The organism is Acinetobacter sp. ANC_7588 (assembly GCF_056783995.1).
The window spans coordinates 176290-192587 of the sequence record NZ_JBWYIU010000003.1 but is presented as its reverse complement, the minus strand read 5'-3'; the positions used below and the strand labels follow the sequence as shown (position 1 = coordinate 192587).

Sequence of the window (16298 nt, the reverse complement as noted above, 5' to 3'; positions counted from 1 at the left end):
TCAAAATTTCAATATATTGATAAGTTTTGGCGCAAAGTATTAAATATCTTTTACAGGCACTGTACAATAGTTTTCATAATTTTTTTTAATATTTTTTTAATTTCAATTACTTAATTATAGTATTTAATAATTTTAAATTATCAAATTCATTACTTTTAATTATGTATTGATGCTTATTCAGCGCTTTTATTGCGCAATAAATGACCCATAACAGCGCACCCCAAACTAATACTAATCATGTTAAAATCATTCATATTTCGCACCTATGATCGATCTCCTTTTCGCTTGATTAAGTTTTAACGTACATGCACGCACAAATCTCATTGATACAACAAGTTGATGCTTTCCTACCTCAAACCCAATGTGGCCTATGTGGCCACCGTGATGGTTGTTTACCTTATGCTAAAGCTATTGTAGAAGGAGAAGACGCAAATAAATGTGTACCTGGCGGTCAACCTGTTGCTGACGCAATTGCTCACGTACTGAATCGCCCTAAGCTTAAAGCTGAAGAAAGCGTTTGGCCAATTCAGTCTGATGGTCGTCCACAGCGTATGAAAGCAATCATACGTGAAGACGAGTGTATTGGTTGCACTAAATGCATCAGTGCTTGCCCTGTTGATGCCATTATTGGATCAGGAAAATTAATGCATACTGTGTTAACTGATCTTTGCACTGGATGCGAATTATGTATTCCTCCTTGTCCAGTCGACTGTATCGATCTCGTTGAAGATTTACAGCCCATACCAAATGAGCAAGCCCGCATCCTAGAACAAAACGATCTTAGAAATCGATATTATGCTCATATTCAACGTGAGGAAAATCGCAGACTTCATCGCAAAGGTCCTGTCGTTAAAGCTGAAATTGATACTGCACTTTTTGCTCAATTTTCAAAACAATTACAATCAGTACCTACTATTCAAACGATAAAAAAAACAGCGCTTCATAAGACATTAGATGCAAAATCTACAATCGAACTTGCCAAATTACGTACACAAATTAAAAAGCTTGAAAAACAACTTGCTGTACGTGAGAGTGTCGATAAGCAAGAGCAACTCAATACTTTATATGAAAAACTCAATTCAATTGAGGGTGTTTAAATGAACGTTAAAACACCTAAAACTGTAAAAAACATGACAAAAAACCAAATTCAAATTTTTTTTGAAAGATTAAGAGCTCAACGCCCAAACCCTAAAACAGAGCTGAATTATTCTTCACCCTTTGAGTTGTTAGTTGCTGTGACCTTATCAGCACAAGCCACTGATGTAAGCGTAAATAAGGCCACAGATAAGCTTTTCCCTGTAGCAAACACACCTGAAGCAATCTATGCCTTAGGTGTAGAAGGATTAAAATCTTATATTAAAACAATAGGTCTCTATAACTCTAAAGCTGAAAATGTCATCAAAGCTTGTGAAATATTGATTAAACAACACAACAGTACTGTTCCTAACAACCGTGCTGATTTAGAAGCACTTCCGGGCGTAGGTCGAAAAACTGCAAATGTGGTATTAAATACCGCTTTTGGTCAACCAACCATGGCCGTTGATACCCACATCTTTCGATTAGGTAATCGTACTGGACTTGCGGTAGGAAAAAATGTACTCGAAGTTGAACACCGTCTAGTTAAAGTGATTCCAAAAGAGTTTATTGTAGACGCTCATCATTGGTTAATTTTACATGGACGTTATTGCTGTATTGCGCGGAAGCCAAAGTGCAATGAATGTGTTGTGAGTGACGTGTGCAACTGGCCTGAACGTTTCGAATATGGAGCGACAAGACAGATCGATTTAAAACAGGTTTAACGATCAAGAGATTTTTTTTGATCTTTTTTCTCTTTATCTAATTTCATCTGTTTTTGACTATCGCGAAGTAATTTAAAACTTATAAATACCAAAAAAGACAATACTGCCAAGCATGCAAGCATCAATAAAATAATAGCAATATTTTGCACTTGTTTACCTTAACATCATAAAAAAGAAGCCCTAATATGACTTAGGGCTTCTTTTTTGTCAAAGCTGAATAATGGTTATTTAGTTTGATCTAAAATTGCAAAAAGTTCTTTTTGAACTTCTTCAATAGGACGAAGTCCATTCAACTTATCATACGTTGGCGCATTTTCACCTGAAGCTGCACGCCCTTGGTAAAAGCCAACCAACTGTTCAGTTTCAGTATGATACGAACCTAAGCGCTTACGAATTGTTTCTTCTTGGTCATCTGGACGCTGAACTAAATCTTCACCAGTTTCATCATCTTTGCCTTCCACTTTTGGTGGGTTGTAGACGATATGATAAACACGACCTGATGCTGGATGTTGGCGACGACCCGATAAGCGTTTAACGATTTCTTCATCAGGCACATCAATTTCGATCACGTGATCAATATCAATGCCTTCTTTTTCCAAAGCTTCAGCTTGAGGAATCGTACGAGGGAAACCATCAAAGATACAACCATTTGCACAATCTGGTTGTGCAATACGCTCTTTAACCAGACCAATAATCAGTTCGTCAGAAACTAGACCACCATTGTCCATTACAGATTTTGCCTGTAGACCGAGTTCAGTTCCTTCACGAATTGCAGCACGGAGCATATCACCGGTTGAAATTTGTGGGACATTGTAGCGCTTGCAGATCAACTGAGCTTGAGTACCTTTACCTGCTCCAGGTGGTCCGAGTAATATAATGCGCATAAATAAACATCCTCATTTTAACTATATCGACGATACTTGGTTAATGTCTTTGGTAGGCACCAATCCAGCATCTATTTATAAGAAAGCCACAAATAAATGAATCAGACCCGCGAAGAAACCTGTTACCCCACCTAGCACAATTAAGATCCATTCGTCTTCCTGGAATGCAGGACGTAATAGATTTTGAAACTCGCGCGGCGTTAATTCACGGATACGTTCTTTAAACATTTGATAGATTTTCTGTGCGCGGCTCGCATTAAAAGCTGGGTCGCATACAGGCACCATCGTAATTTCAATTGAGCGATCGATCAAGTCTGTCTTGAGTTTTGCATACTCTTTTGGACCTAAAGATAGCTGTAATGATGTACGAACCAATGGTGTTTCCATGATTTCATTGATATGACGTTTAACAATACGGCGTGTTTTGTCTTTTTTTCCACCATACATCATTTCCATCATAATAGATTTCAATGTAATCAAATCTTCAGTCACTACACGTGCAAATACATCAGATACTTCTTCTTGGCGCTTCATAAACGCACCTTGAATATTATAAGAACCAATGCGTGGAATGACAGGTTTTATCCAAGGGAATTTACGATCTTTCGTTAATTCAAAGAATTGTGGATAACGTATATAGTGTGGTTCAACTGGATTAAATACCATCCAAATTGCAATCCAATTTGTTAAAAAGCCCCAAATTGCTGCCCAGAATGGTACAGTCCAATGCCAAGGCACCACAAACCAAACGATCATTTGGAAGATACCGAAGAACATACCGATTAATGCACTGATATGCCAAATGAAGTTAATTTCTTTTTGACCCACTTTTAGGAACATATTGACCATCAATTGACGGTCGCCTTCCATTTGACTCACTACCATCGCACGCATATCCACGAGCGACTCAACATTTAAAGTTAATTCGGTTACGAGCTCTTTCAAAACATTTGGAAGTTGCTTATGTGCTTGCGCATAAATACGTCTCTTGATTGAGTAAGGTAAGTTTTCCCATAGAACCGCATTGCGATCCATCATCACTTCATCAATTAAGTGCTCTAACTCAAAGCCAACCTGTTCACCAATGATACGAGCAGTATCCTCGGGATCCATCGCATCTAAGAACTCTCGTAAGGAGCCAAGTTTTGATAGTGTATTGTCGGTAATAATACCCGATATACGTCCTGCCTTACGTGGAACAATTCCTTGCCATCCCACCGGAAGCGGACCTAAGTGAAAACCCCAAAACTTAATTGGATAAAACACCATCTTGAGTGCCATCCAGACGTGAGCCCAAGTCACAAATGCGGTTACTGGGATAATACTCAGTACTGCATAAAAATCAGGTCGATTGACGAAGGCTTGCCACAAATCACTCACATATCCAAACATTCATGACTCTCATATTCATATATCTAATTGCAGTCGAACTTGAGGTATAAAACCATAAAGCTTTCTAAAATCCTACACTTAAGGTGTAAGCAAACTGTAGTTCTGGTTTAGTTTCAAAAATCACTTGGTTTCCTTGCGTGATTTCCTCTCCTGCTTTTATCCCTACACTAAATGTACTAATTCTTTCTTTATTCAGCATGACATAAGATAAATCTATACCACCACCGAGTTGAGATTCCTTTTCACCATTGACTGTTTTTGATTTTAGATGACCAGCAAATGCACCTAAATAAAATCCATTTAAGTCCTTAGTTCCGAGAATTATTGGGTAACGAAAACCGACTTGAGCACCCACATCGTGGTCGTCATTTAAGAAAGCGCCAAGCTTTCCGTATCCAATACCGTATGGAGTGACGTATTCTAAATTCCCATGCGCTAACCGTTGTGTAACACCAGCACCCACATTTATTTTAGAAAATTGTTCTGGTTTCAATTTTGCTTCAGGATAAAACGATGAAAAATCTGCGTATGCTAAATTCCCTACCCACATCATGACAGCAAAGGAAACGATTTTTCTCATTATTTTCTCCATTTTCTCAAACTGAGAACAATATTATTATTCATCCATAGTGATTCGACTTTAACAGAATAATTTTCGTTCTTATATACAACAAGCTTTAAAATTAGTGTCTATTTGGTCAAATTTTAATTTTTATAACATACGAACTATTTATTAATTTTTCAAATTTTATAGTCAATCTGAGTTAAAATACTTTGATATAAAGTCAGCTTTTACCCGCAAAAAAGTAAAGATCTATGAAGCAGCAGTTCCCACTGAAGAATGTACAACAAGAAAAGCGAATTTTTCGCAGTCGAGTGGTGTTTGCTATTTGCGTGGTAATCTTTTTTTTAATTGTTCTATTGTCTCGATATGCTTATTTGCAAATTGTGCATTACGACCAGTTTAAAGATGCATCGGACAAAAACCGAATTCGTTTACAACCGATTTCCCCTGCCCGCGGTTATATTTTTGATCGTAACGGCATTCTACTGGCTGACAATTATCCAGTTTTTACGGCTACATTAAGTAAAGCGGATGTACCTGATATTGAAGATACAGTAGAACGCCTTAGAAAGATTATTGACTTGAGCGAAGAAGACATCGAACGCTTCATGAGTCGTGTGAAAACCGCAAAAAAGACTGAACGTGTCACGCTTAAACTAAACTTAACTGAAACAGATATCGCTAAATTTAGTGAAGTAAAGTTTAAATTTCCTGGTGTTTCTATTGAAACCCAAATGACGCGTTATTACCCGCATGGTGAATTATTTGCCCATGTTATTGGGTATGTCGGTCGTATTAACGATAAAGAACTCAAAAGCATTGATAAAGATGCTTACGCAGGTACCAACCTGATCGGTAAAATTGGTGTAGAAAAATTTTACGAAGACCTGTTGCATGGCTCACCTGGCTTTGAATCTATTGAGACAGATGCTTTCGGTAATGTTTTACGGAAATTAGGGCGTAAAGATTCTGTACGCGGTAATGACCTCTATTTATCACTTGATTATGGTCTCCAAACAGTAGCTGCTGAGCAACTTGCGGGGCGTCGTGGTGCAATTGTTGCAATGGATCCACGTACAGGTGAAATTTTGGCACTCGTTTCGAGTCCAAGTTTCAATCCAAATTTATTCGTGACTGGTATCAGTCATACAGATTATAGTGCGCTGCGTGACAATTTAGATCAGCCGTTGTATAACCGCGCAGTTCAAGGGACTTATCCACCAGGTTCTACCATTAAGCCTATGGCTGCATTAGGGGGTATTCACTACGGTATTGTCGATTGGTCAACTGCTATTTCAGATCCAGGTTATTTCCACTTACCAGGAGACTCCCACAAATTCCGTGACTGGAAAAAAACGGGTCATGGTGTAGTCAATATGCACAAGTCCATTGTTGTCTCATGTGATACTTACTATTACGTTCTTTCTTACCAGATGGGGATTGATCGTATGAACACATGGATGCGTCAGTTTGGATTTGGTGAGAAAACGGGTGTAGACCTTCCTAGCGAAAGCACAGGCTTGTATCCTTCGCCAGAATGGAAAATGCGTACTCGCAATTCTAAATGGCTCAAAGGTGAAACAATCTCAGTCAGTATTGGGCAAGGTGCATTCACTTCTACCCCTTTACAACTCGCGATGGCAACTGCAATTACCGCAAATCATGGCGCCCATGTTACACCGCATGTATTGCGTGAAACCAAAGGAACAAAGCAATTCAAAGTCCACAATGCACCAGATTATAAAATTGCCTTCAATGGTACTGATGAAGATTGGATTAAGATGCGTGATGCCATGGTGGATGTGATCCAATCTGGAACAGGTAAAGGGATTCGAGGTGGACTGCAATATCAAATTGCGGGTAAAACAGGTACCGCTCAGGTCAAGAGTATTGCGCAAGGTAAAAAGTATAACGAAGCTTTATTAACTGAACGTCAACTCGATCACGGCTTATTTGTAGGCTTCGCCCCTGCCGACAACCCAGAAATAGCGATTGCAGTGATATGGGAAAATGGTCGTGGAGGTTCAGGAGCAACCGCGCTCGCACGTCCTGTATTAGATTATTGGTTACTCCATCGTGATCGTAAGCCAATAAAGCCGATGAATCATGTTGTCAGCGGCGGCTTAATGACAGCAGGCATTAAGCCTGGTGAATTACCTAGCGGATCTACTAATTTGTCAGCCGATCCAAATGCACTTCCTCGTGAACTCCAAACATCACGTAACAGCAACAGTGCAACGAATGCAACGAATGCAACGAATGCAACGAATGCAACGAATGCAACGAATGCAACGAATGCAACGAATGCAAACACTGACACTCAACGTAACACGAGTCAATAAATGAAAAATCAACTCCGCATCATTGGTGGTGAATGGAAACGCCGTGTATTACCTTTTGCCACTATTGAGGGTTTAAGACCAACACCAGATCGTGTACGCGAAACTTTATTTAATTGGTTAATGTGGGATATTCAACAAGCGCAGGTGCTAGATGTTTGCGCTGGATCTGGTGCATTAGGTTTTGAAGCGCTATCTCGAGGGGCAGCTCATGTCACGATGATCGAACCTAATTTAGAGCAAAATAAATTTTTAAAATCAAACTTAGCGCTTTTAAATGTGAATAATGCAAAACTGATTCAAAGCACTGCCCAAATCGCGCTAAAACAACTTTCAAACAATCAATTCGATGTAGTTTTTTTAGATCCTCCCTATAGTTTAAATCTTTGGGAGGAGTTGGCTTCATTGATTGACCCAAAACTCAAAGCAGATGCATTTATTTATGTCGAAGCCGATCAACCATTGTCATCACTTAATCTACCTTCTTCATGGCACCTCATAAAAGAAACCAAAGCTGGAACAGTTAAATCAGGCCTTTATCGAAAAATAGATTAGACATTTAAAATGTCTGATTCCAAAAAATCCGAATCAATCTGCCTCGATCGTAGGGAAACGAGGATAAAAACTCGTAGCCTATCGTTTGATTCTGTTTCAGCAAATACTCAACACCATATCCAAACGTAATGCTTAATTGTGCCAGATTTGATAAGTCAAAATGACCTGTATCAAGTTTATTCTTCAATTCATTCCGATCAAAAGCCGTGAAATTAAAAAATTGAATACGTTCGGATTGAAAAATTGAATGCGTCAATACATCAAATCTCGAATATTCTTTCTCATTTAATTCTGCAATCTTGGTCTGTTCACTATTTAAATCCTCTATGGCAGGCTCATAGTGAAGTTCTTGCTGAGCTTCAAAAAAATTAAAAATGAGATTTTGATCATTCGTATTTTCATCATGATCCAAGGAATTCGCGTGAACAGCAGAAATTGAAAAAAACATCAAAGCTTGTAAATAAAGTTTTAAATTTTGAATCATATTAATTTTACGTTTCTATATCTTATTATTATGCATGAAAAAAAGCCTCCACTCAGGAGGCTTTTTTACTTAAAGCATTAAGCTAGACCTTTTTCTTTAAGTACTTCTAGCATCGTTGAACCAAGTTCAGCTGGGCTACGTGTATATGCCATTCCAGCACGTTCAAACGCAGCAAATTTTTCTTCTGCCGTGCCTTTACCACCTGAAATAATAGCACCAGCATGACCCATTCGCTTACCTTTCGGTGCAGTCACACCAGCAATATAACCAACAACAGGTTTGGTCACATTTGATTGGATATATTCTGCCGCTTCTTCTTCAGCTGTACCACCAATCTCACCAATCATAATAATTGCATCTGTGTCTGGATCATCTTGGAACAGTTTCAAAGCATCAATCTGATTCATACCAGGGATTGGATCTCCACCAATACCAATACACGTTGATTGACCTAATCCTAACTTCGTAGTTTGTGCAACAGCTTCATAGGTCAACGTACCAGAACGCGAAATAATACCGATTCGTCCTGGCTGATGAATATGTCCTGGCATAATACCAATCTTACATTCACCCGGCGTGATAACACCTGGACAGTTTGGACCCACTAAGCGAGTGCCATTTCCATTGGTTTCTAGATAGCGTTTCGCTTTCAGCATATCAATGGTTGGTACACCTTCAGTGATAACAACAATCAGTCCAACGCCAGAGTCAACTGCTTCAACGATAGAATCCAATACAAATGGTGCAGGAACGTAAATGACCGATGCATCAGCACCAGTCTCTTTCACTGCATCTTTCATTGTATTGAATACAGGTAGATTTAAATGAGTTTGACCGCCTTTACCTGGAGTCACACCACCCACAACCTTAGTACCATAAGCCAAAGCTTGTTCTGAGTGGAATGTACCATTTTTACCCGTAAAGCCCTGTACCAATACTTTAGTGTCTTTATTAATTAATACGCTCATGATTGATACTCCTTATGCTTTTACTGCAGCAACAATTTTTTCTGCGGCATCAGATAAGCCGTTTGCAGAAATTAGTTTAAGACCAGATTCATCAAGTAATTTTGCACCTAGTTCTGCATTATTCCCTTCTAAGCGAACAACAACAGGCACTGTTACATTTACTTCTTGAACCGCTGCAATAATTGCTTCAGCAATCATGTCACAACGCACAATACCACCGAAGATATTGATCAGCACACCTTGTACTGACTGATCCGCTAAAATGATCTTGAATGCTTCAATTACACGCTCTTTGGTTGCGCCACCACCTACATCCAAGAAGTTTGCTGGTTGACCACCATAGAGTTTAATGATGTCCATGGTTGCCATTGCAAGACCTGCTCCATTCACCATACAACCAATATTACCTTCTAAAGCAACATAGTTAAGGTCAAACTCAGATGCCTTGAGCTCACGCTCATTTTCTTGCGATTTATCTCTTAAAGCAGAAACTTCTGGCAAACGATATAAAGCATTCGAATCAATACCGACCTTGGCATCAACACACAAAATTTCACCATTTTCACGAACTGACAATGGATTAATTTCAAACAATGCGAAATCATTTTCTACGAACGCTTGATAAGCTGCAGACATAATTTTAACAAATTGATTAATCTGTTTATCTTTCAGCTCTAAAGCAAAAGCGACTTCACGAGCTTGGAAAGGAAGTAAGCCAACCAATGGATCTACTTCAACTTTAATAATTTTTTCTGGAGTTTCTTCAGCGACTTTTTCAATTTCGACACCACCTTCAGTAGAAGCCATGAAAGTAATACGACGTGATGAACGATCAACAACTGCGCCTAAATACAATTCACGCTCAACTGGATAGACATCTTCTGCAACGAGTACACTGTTAACTGGTTGCCCATTTGCATCCGTTTGATATGTAACTAAACGAGTACCAATAATTTGCGAAGCATATTCTTTTGCTTCATCAGCTGACTTAACGACTTTAACGCCGCCAGCTTTTCCACGCCCACCGGCATGTACTTGTGCTTTCATAACAGCGAATTTGCCGCCTAGCTGTTCAAATGCTTTTACTGCTTCCTCTGCATTTGTAGCGATGATGCCTTCCTGAACTGGCATACCATATTTTTTTAACAGCGATTTCGCCTGATACTCGTGTAAATTCATTGTTTTACCTTTTACTACTTTTCACTTTTTATGACACACCAATATTTAAACTTCCTTCGCAATAAATATTGGCATTTATTAAATTTAGTATTCTATTTTTAGATGATTATTCAAACAAAAACAACCACCAAATGCAAAAAGAGCGGCCTCAGCCGCTCTTTTTTGTGTTATTTACGTTTACGCTGAATCGCGTGAATCGCTCGCCCATCTACTGCTAACGCAGCTTCATGAACTACTTCAGAGAAAGTTGGGTGACCAAATGTCATTAATTGAAGATCTTCAACGCTTGATACAAATTCAAGTGCGATCATGCCTTGGTGAACGATATCAGACGCAGCAGGTCCAATCACGTGCATACCAAGCAAACGATCCGTTTTAGCGTCAGCAACAAATTTTACGAAACCAGCATTTTCTCCAGCTGCCATCGCACGACCATTTGCTGCGAAACCAAATTGACCTGTTTTAACTTCGTGACCTTTTTCTTTCGCTTGTTCTTCTGTTAAACCAACCCACGCCGCTTCAGGGTGTGTATAAATCACAGAAATAATCGTATCATAGTTCACTTGAGCTGCGTGACCATGAATACGTTCAACAGCCATTACGCCTTCTTCCATTGCTTTATGTGCAAGCATTGGACCACGTACTAAGTCACCAATTGCATATACACCTTCAACAGAAGTTGCACACCAATCATTTACTTCAACCAAACCACGTTCAGTAAGTTTAATGCCAGAATCTTCTGCTAATAAACCTTCTGCATACGCTTTACGACCCACGCAAACGATCAATTTGTCGAAAGTCTGAGTTTTGTCTTCGCCACCTTGAGTGTACTTAACTGTCACTTCACGACCATTGATTTCTGTACCAGCTACTTTTGCGCCAACACGAATATCAAGACCTTGCTTAGTTAATACTTTTTGGTAATCTTTTGCCAAAGCTTTATCAGCCATTGGTAAAAATGCATCCATTGCTTCAAAAACAACAACTTCTGCACCCAAACGACGCCATACTGATCCAAGTTCAAGACCAATTACACCTGCACCAATTACACCTAAACGCTTAGGTACTTCTTGGAATTCAAGCGCGCCAGTAGAATCAACGATAAGATCTTGATCTACAGGAGCAACAGGAATATTTACAGGAACAGAACCAGAGGCAAGAATGACATATTTAGGTTCTAAAATTTGAGTTTCACCTTCATGTGGAACAAACTCAACTTTTTTACCAGCTAATAATTTACCTGTACCCTGCAACCATTCAATGCCGTTACCTTTCAACAGGCCATCAATACCCATTGTAAGTTGGTTAACGATTTTATCTTTACGAGCAAGTAATTTTTGAAGATCGAATTTCACTTCGCCCGTTGTAATACCATGATCATCTAAATGATGAACAGTATCTTCATAACGATGTGAAGAATCTAAAAGTGCTTTAGATGGGATGCAACCCACGTTCAAGCAAGTACCACCTAATGATGGTTTTCCTTTATGAATACGCTTTTCAATACACGCAACTTTGAAACCCAGTTGTGCTGCACGAATAGCAGCTTCATAACCACCTGGACCACCGCCGATTACTACTAAATCAAATTGTTGAGACATTCTTCTCTCCAAAAATGGGCCTAGAGGATCGCTCTAAGCCCATGGATTTATTCTTTAGAATTAAAGATCAAGGATAAGTTTAGCTGGTTCTTCTAACAATTCTTTGATTGTTACAAGGAAACCTACTGCTTCTTTACCATCAATTAAACGGTGGTCATAAGAAAGCGCTAAATACATCATTGGTAAGATTTCAACTTGACCATTTACCGCCATTGGACGCTCTTGGATTTTATGCATACCCAAAATTGCAGTTTGTGGCGTATTTAAAATTGGTGTTGAAAGCAATGAACCGAAAGTACCACCATTAGTGATCGTGAATGTACCACCTGTCATGTCTTCAATGCCCAGCTTACCATCACGTGCTTTGAATGCGTAATCACGGATACCATTTTCAACTTCAGCATAGTTCATGCGATCAGTATCACGTAATACTGGAACTACTAAACCACGGTCAGAAGATACCGCTACACCGATGTCATAGTAACCGTGATAAACGATATCATCACCATCAATTGAAGCATTTACAGCTGGGTAGCGTTTAAGTGCTTCAGTTGCAGCTTTAACAAAGAATGACATAAAGCCTAAACGAGCACCATGACGCTTTTCAAAAGCATCTTTGTACTGAGCGCGCATGTCCATGATTGGCTTCATGTTGACTTCGTTGAACGTCGTTAACATTGCTGTTTCTTGCGTTGCAGCAAGTAAACGCTCAGCCACACGCTTACGAAGACGTGTCATAGGAACACGTTTTTCAATACGCTCACCTACAGCTACGCTTAATGGTGCAGCAGCAGGTTTAGATTGGTGATTCGCCACATCTTCTTTAGTGATACGGCCACCACGACCTGTACCTGAAACTTCTGATGCATTAATACCAGTTTCAGTTAATGCCTTACGAACAGCTGGAGCTTGGTCTTGAACAGGAGCTTGAGCACGTTCAACAACAGGAGCAGCACCCGCTTCTGTAGCAGCAGCAGCTTGCTCAACTTTCTCTTCAGATTGAACAGCTTGAGTTTGAGAAGCACCTGAAACAGCACCTGCTTCAAATGTAGCAATTACTTCATCAGAAAGAACTGTGTCGCCTTCACCTTTGATGATATTTGCAATCGTACCATCTGCAGGAGCAACAACTTCAAGTACAACTTTATCCGTTTCGATATCACAGATCACTTCGTCACGTGATACCGCTTCACCTGGTTGTTTGTGCCAAGTTGCAATTGTTCCGTCTGCAACTGACTCTGGGAATACCGGTGCTTTAATTTCGGTTGCCATTCTTAAGATTCTCCTGATTATTCTGCTACGATCGCAAGCGCTTCGTTAACGAGTTGTGCTTGTTGTTTTGCATGTAAATATGGTGAGCCACAAGCCGGTGCAGCAGATGCTTCACGTCCTGCATAGCTGATTTGAATTTGTTGACCTGACTTCATAACACCTTCGTATAAACGTGGTGCGATGAATAACCATGCGCCTTGGTTCTTCGGTTCTTCTTGCGCCCAAACAAGCTCTTTCATATTTGGATATTGTGCAAGTACTTCCGCTAAACGTGCTTCTGGATATGGGTACAATTGTTCAACACGAACAATAGCAGTGTTGTTCAATTCATTTTCACGACGTTTTTCAAGTAAATCGTAATAAACCTTACCACCGCAAAGCACTACACGAGTCACATCCAACTTATTAATGTTATCAACTTCATCAATCACGGTTTGGAAAGTACCGTTCGCCAATTCATCAAGATTAGATACCGCTAATTTGTGACGTAATAATGACTTTGGAGACATGATAATCATTGGTTTACGAATTGGGCGAATCGCCTGACGACGTAAAGCATGGAAAATCTGTGCAGGAGTTGTAGGCGTCATCACTTGCATGTTTTCTTCAGCACATAGCTGTAAGAAACGCTCTAAACGTGCAGATGAGTGTTCTGGGCCTTGACCTTCAAAACCATGTGGAAGAAGCATCGTTAAACCACAAACGCGCTCCCACTTTGTCTCACCAGAAGCAATGAATTGGTCAATAACAACTTGAGCACAGTTCGCGAAGTCACCAAATTGTGCTTCCCAAATAATTAAGCTCTTAGGTAGAGTTGTTGCATAACCATATTCGAATGCCAATACTGCCATTTCAGACAATAATGAGTCATAAATCGCTGTACGCGGTTGATTTTCTTTAATATGGCAAAGTGGAATATACGTCGAACCGTCTACTTGGTTATGAAGCTTCGCATGACGATGCGAGAATGTACCACGACCAACATCTTCACCAGTTAAACGAACAAGATAACCCTCGTCCAATAACGAAGCATAAGCTAGAGTCTCAGCTGCACCCCAGTTCAATGGCATTTCACCAGTTTGCATTTTAAGACGATCATCGATCACCTTAGAAACTTGACGCTGCATCACGAAGCCTTCAGGAAGCTCACGCATTTTGCGACCAAGTTCTTTTAAACGCTCTTCAGGGAAAGTAGTATCCCAAACGTCAGTGTATTCGTGACCTAAGTATGGCGTCCAGTCAACGAACATTTTTTTATTCGGTTCAAGTACAAGTGCATTCGCAACATGTTTACCTGCTTCTAAATCAGCACGGTAATCTTCGATCATTTGATCTGCAGTCGCACGATCAATTACACCTTCTTGTACTAATTTGTCAGCATATAATGCACGAGTCGTCGTTTTCTTATTAATGACTTGATACATCATTGGCTGAGTTGCTGCTGGCTCATCTGCTTCATTGTGACCGCGACGACGGTAACAGAACATATCGATAACAACGTCTTTACGGAAAGTATGACGGAAATCATGTGCAAGTTGAGCAACAAACAATACAGCTTCAGGATCATCACCATTCACATGGAAGATTGGTGCCTGAATCATTTTCGCGATATCAGTACAGTATTCAGTAGAACGTGCATCACGTGGATCTGATGTTGTAAAACCAACTTGGTTATTGACAACAATATGAACTGTACCACCTACCGTATAACCACGTGTTTGTGACATTTGGAAGGTTTCTTGGTTCACACCTTGACCAGCAAATGCAGCATCACCATGTACGATTACTGGTAATACGTCATCACCACCAATGTCTTTACGACGAACTTGACGAGCACGTACTGAACCTTCAACTACAGGCCCTACGATTTCTAAGTGTGATGGGTTAAATGCCAATGCCAAATGAACTTCGCCACCTGGAGTCATTACGTTTGACGAGAAACCTTGGTGATACTTAACGTCACCAGAACCTTTCTTGTGAAGTGATTTACCTTCAAATTCACCGAAAAGATCTGCTGGGTTTTTACCCATGATATTGACAAGCAAGTTGAGACGACCACGGTGTGGCATACCGATCACAACTTCTTTACATCCCACAGAACCTGCGCGTTGAATAACAGCATCAACCATCGGAATGAAAGATTCACCGCCTTCCACACCAAAGCGCTTAGCACCAACATACTTATTGCCTAAGTATTTCTCTAAGCCTTCAGCTGCAGTTAAACGTTCAAGAACATGTTTCTTTTGTTCTGCTGAAAAACCAAATTGACCTTTCACACCTTCAAGACGTTGTTGAATCCAACGTTTCTCTTTAGTGTCAACAATGTGCATATATTCAACACCAATAGAAGCGCAATACGTCGCCTCCATCGCATTGACCATTTCACCTAAAGTTGCTTCAGTTTTGCCAATTGCAAGATTACCTGTATTGAATACAGTATCTAAGTCAGATTTGGTTAAACCATGAGCCGCTAGATCAAGATCAGGCACTTCTTCTCGTTTTGCCAAACCTAATGGATCTAATTTTGCTTTTTGATGACCGCGGTTACGGTATGCAGCGATTAATTGTAATACGCCAATCTGACGACGCTCGTGCTCAGAACTAACTGAACTTTGAACGACAGGCTGAATACGGTTTGAGTTACGACCCAATAAAAGGAATTGCTCACGTACATTGCTGTGTGGTTGATCCCCTTTTGGGAACTTACCAAAGTATTCTTGCCAATCAGCACCGACTGATTCTGGAGCAACTAAATACTGCTCATAAAGTTCTTCAATATACGCTGCACTGTCAGCGGAAAGTTCAGTGTCAAGACGCAATGCGTCAGCAACTTCTTGCATTTGTGGACCCATTTCCTATTGCAAAACATTACAGGGAGCTTTCTAAGCTCGCCCATGATTGATAATGCCAAATCGGTAAATTGACATTCACCCATCTGGTACAAAAGACCATGGGGCGTATAGCATTAGAGAGTTTCTAATACCAATGACGAATCATAACGCCCTCATTGGCATCATCACTCATCTTTATACTCGATAAAATTACCGAGCAATTTTTGCAAATTGACTTAGAAAAAAATAAAAATATTAGTCTTTTCTAAAGCAACTTTTCAATTTCATTATCCCTGCTTTCAGCTTAACACCAAACCAACAAAATGTTGATTTAATGTACAGATTGAATAATATTCATGCTAAAAATTTTGTTCAAATCCTACCATGAACTTCACTTCAAACTGATTTTATTGACACATACCATTCATA

Annotated in this window: 14 protein-coding genes; 4 read left to right on the top strand and 10 right to left on the bottom strand. The window is 39.8% G+C overall.

What is annotated here, in order from left to right; genetic code table 11:
* Positions 1-305: 305 nt before the first annotated feature.
* Together AC1M9J_RS04715 and nth are read left to right on the top strand one after the other, a co-directional pair.
* A complete protein-coding gene (locus AC1M9J_RS04715) occupies positions 306-1097 on the top strand; it encodes an RnfABCDGE type electron transport complex subunit B (RefSeq protein ID WP_481951971.1) in 792 nt (263 codons plus the stop codon).
* On the top strand, positions 1098-1799 hold the full coding sequence (nth, locus tag AC1M9J_RS04710) for an endonuclease III (RefSeq protein ID WP_481597251.1): 702 nt from the start codon (positions 1098-1100) through the stop codon (positions 1797-1799).
* Here nth and AC1M9J_RS04705 read toward each other — a convergent pair.
* From AC1M9J_RS04705 to AC1M9J_RS04690, 4 genes are all read right to left on the bottom strand, one after another.
* Positions 1796-1948: a hypothetical protein gene (locus AC1M9J_RS04705; protein WP_171076785.1), complete on the bottom strand. Its 153-nt coding sequence runs from the start codon at positions 1946-1948 to the stop codon at positions 1796-1798. The genes nth and AC1M9J_RS04705 overlap by 4 nt on opposite strands.
* Positions 1949-2023: 75 nt before the next feature.
* The gene (gene adk, locus AC1M9J_RS04700; protein WP_035268488.1) at positions 2024-2683 is read right to left on the bottom strand and encodes an adenylate kinase; all 660 of its coding nucleotides are present in this window, start codon (positions 2681-2683) and stop codon (positions 2024-2026) included.
* A gap of 75 nt (positions 2684-2758) precedes the next feature.
* Positions 2759-4075, bottom strand: coding sequence for a DUF445 domain-containing protein (locus AC1M9J_RS04695; protein WP_035268489.1), 1317 nt, complete (start codon positions 4073-4075; stop codon positions 2759-2761).
* Positions 4076-4139: 64 nt separating this feature from the next.
* On the bottom strand, positions 4140-4655 hold the full coding sequence (locus tag AC1M9J_RS04690; protein WP_035268492.1) for a hypothetical protein: 516 nt from the start codon (positions 4653-4655) through the stop codon (positions 4140-4142).
* A 236-nt stretch (positions 4656-4891) separates the two neighbouring features.
* Here AC1M9J_RS04690 and mrdA point away from each other — a divergent pair, with 236 nt between their 5' ends.
* Together mrdA and rsmD are read left to right on the top strand one after the other, a co-directional pair.
* Positions 4892-6982, top strand: a complete 2091-nt coding sequence (mrdA, locus tag AC1M9J_RS04685; RefSeq protein WP_481951970.1) for a penicillin-binding protein 2 — start codon at positions 4892-4894, stop codon at positions 6980-6982.
* On the top strand, positions 6983-7534 hold the full coding sequence (rsmD, locus tag AC1M9J_RS04680; RefSeq protein ID WP_035268497.1) for a 16S rRNA (guanine(966)-N(2))-methyltransferase RsmD: 552 nt from the start codon (positions 6983-6985) through the stop codon (positions 7532-7534).
* Between the two features lie 4 nt (positions 7535-7538).
* Here the strand turns inward: rsmD and AC1M9J_RS04675 are convergent, their stop codons facing one another.
* From AC1M9J_RS04675 to AC1M9J_RS04650, 6 genes are all read right to left on the bottom strand, one after another.
* Entirely contained in the window at positions 7539-8018 is a 480-nt protein-coding gene (locus AC1M9J_RS04675) for a hypothetical protein (RefSeq protein ID WP_481951969.1), read from the bottom strand.
* A 77-nt stretch (positions 8019-8095) separates the two neighbouring features.
* Complete coding sequence (gene sucD / locus AC1M9J_RS04670; RefSeq protein ID WP_035268498.1) at positions 8096-8986, bottom strand: succinate--CoA ligase subunit alpha; 891 nt, start codon at positions 8984-8986, stop codon at positions 8096-8098.
* A gap of 12 nt (positions 8987-8998) precedes the next feature.
* The gene (gene sucC / locus AC1M9J_RS04665) at positions 8999-10165 is read right to left on the bottom strand and encodes an ADP-forming succinate--CoA ligase subunit beta (protein WP_035268500.1); all 1167 of its coding nucleotides are present in this window, start codon (positions 10163-10165) and stop codon (positions 8999-9001) included.
* A 167-nt stretch (positions 10166-10332) separates the two neighbouring features.
* On the bottom strand, positions 10333-11766 hold the full coding sequence (gene lpdA, locus AC1M9J_RS04660) for a dihydrolipoyl dehydrogenase (protein ID WP_035268502.1): 1434 nt from the start codon (positions 11764-11766) through the stop codon (positions 10333-10335).
* A gap of 60 nt (positions 11767-11826) precedes the next feature.
* Positions 11827-13038, bottom strand: coding sequence for a 2-oxoglutarate dehydrogenase complex dihydrolipoyllysine-residue succinyltransferase (gene odhB, locus AC1M9J_RS04655; protein ID WP_092766828.1), 1212 nt, complete (start codon positions 13036-13038; stop codon positions 11827-11829).
* A gap of 17 nt (positions 13039-13055) precedes the next feature.
* Complete coding sequence (locus AC1M9J_RS04650) at positions 13056-15878, bottom strand: 2-oxoglutarate dehydrogenase E1 component (RefSeq protein WP_035268518.1); 2823 nt, start codon at positions 15876-15878, stop codon at positions 13056-13058.
* Positions 15879-16298: the final 420 nt, after the last annotated feature.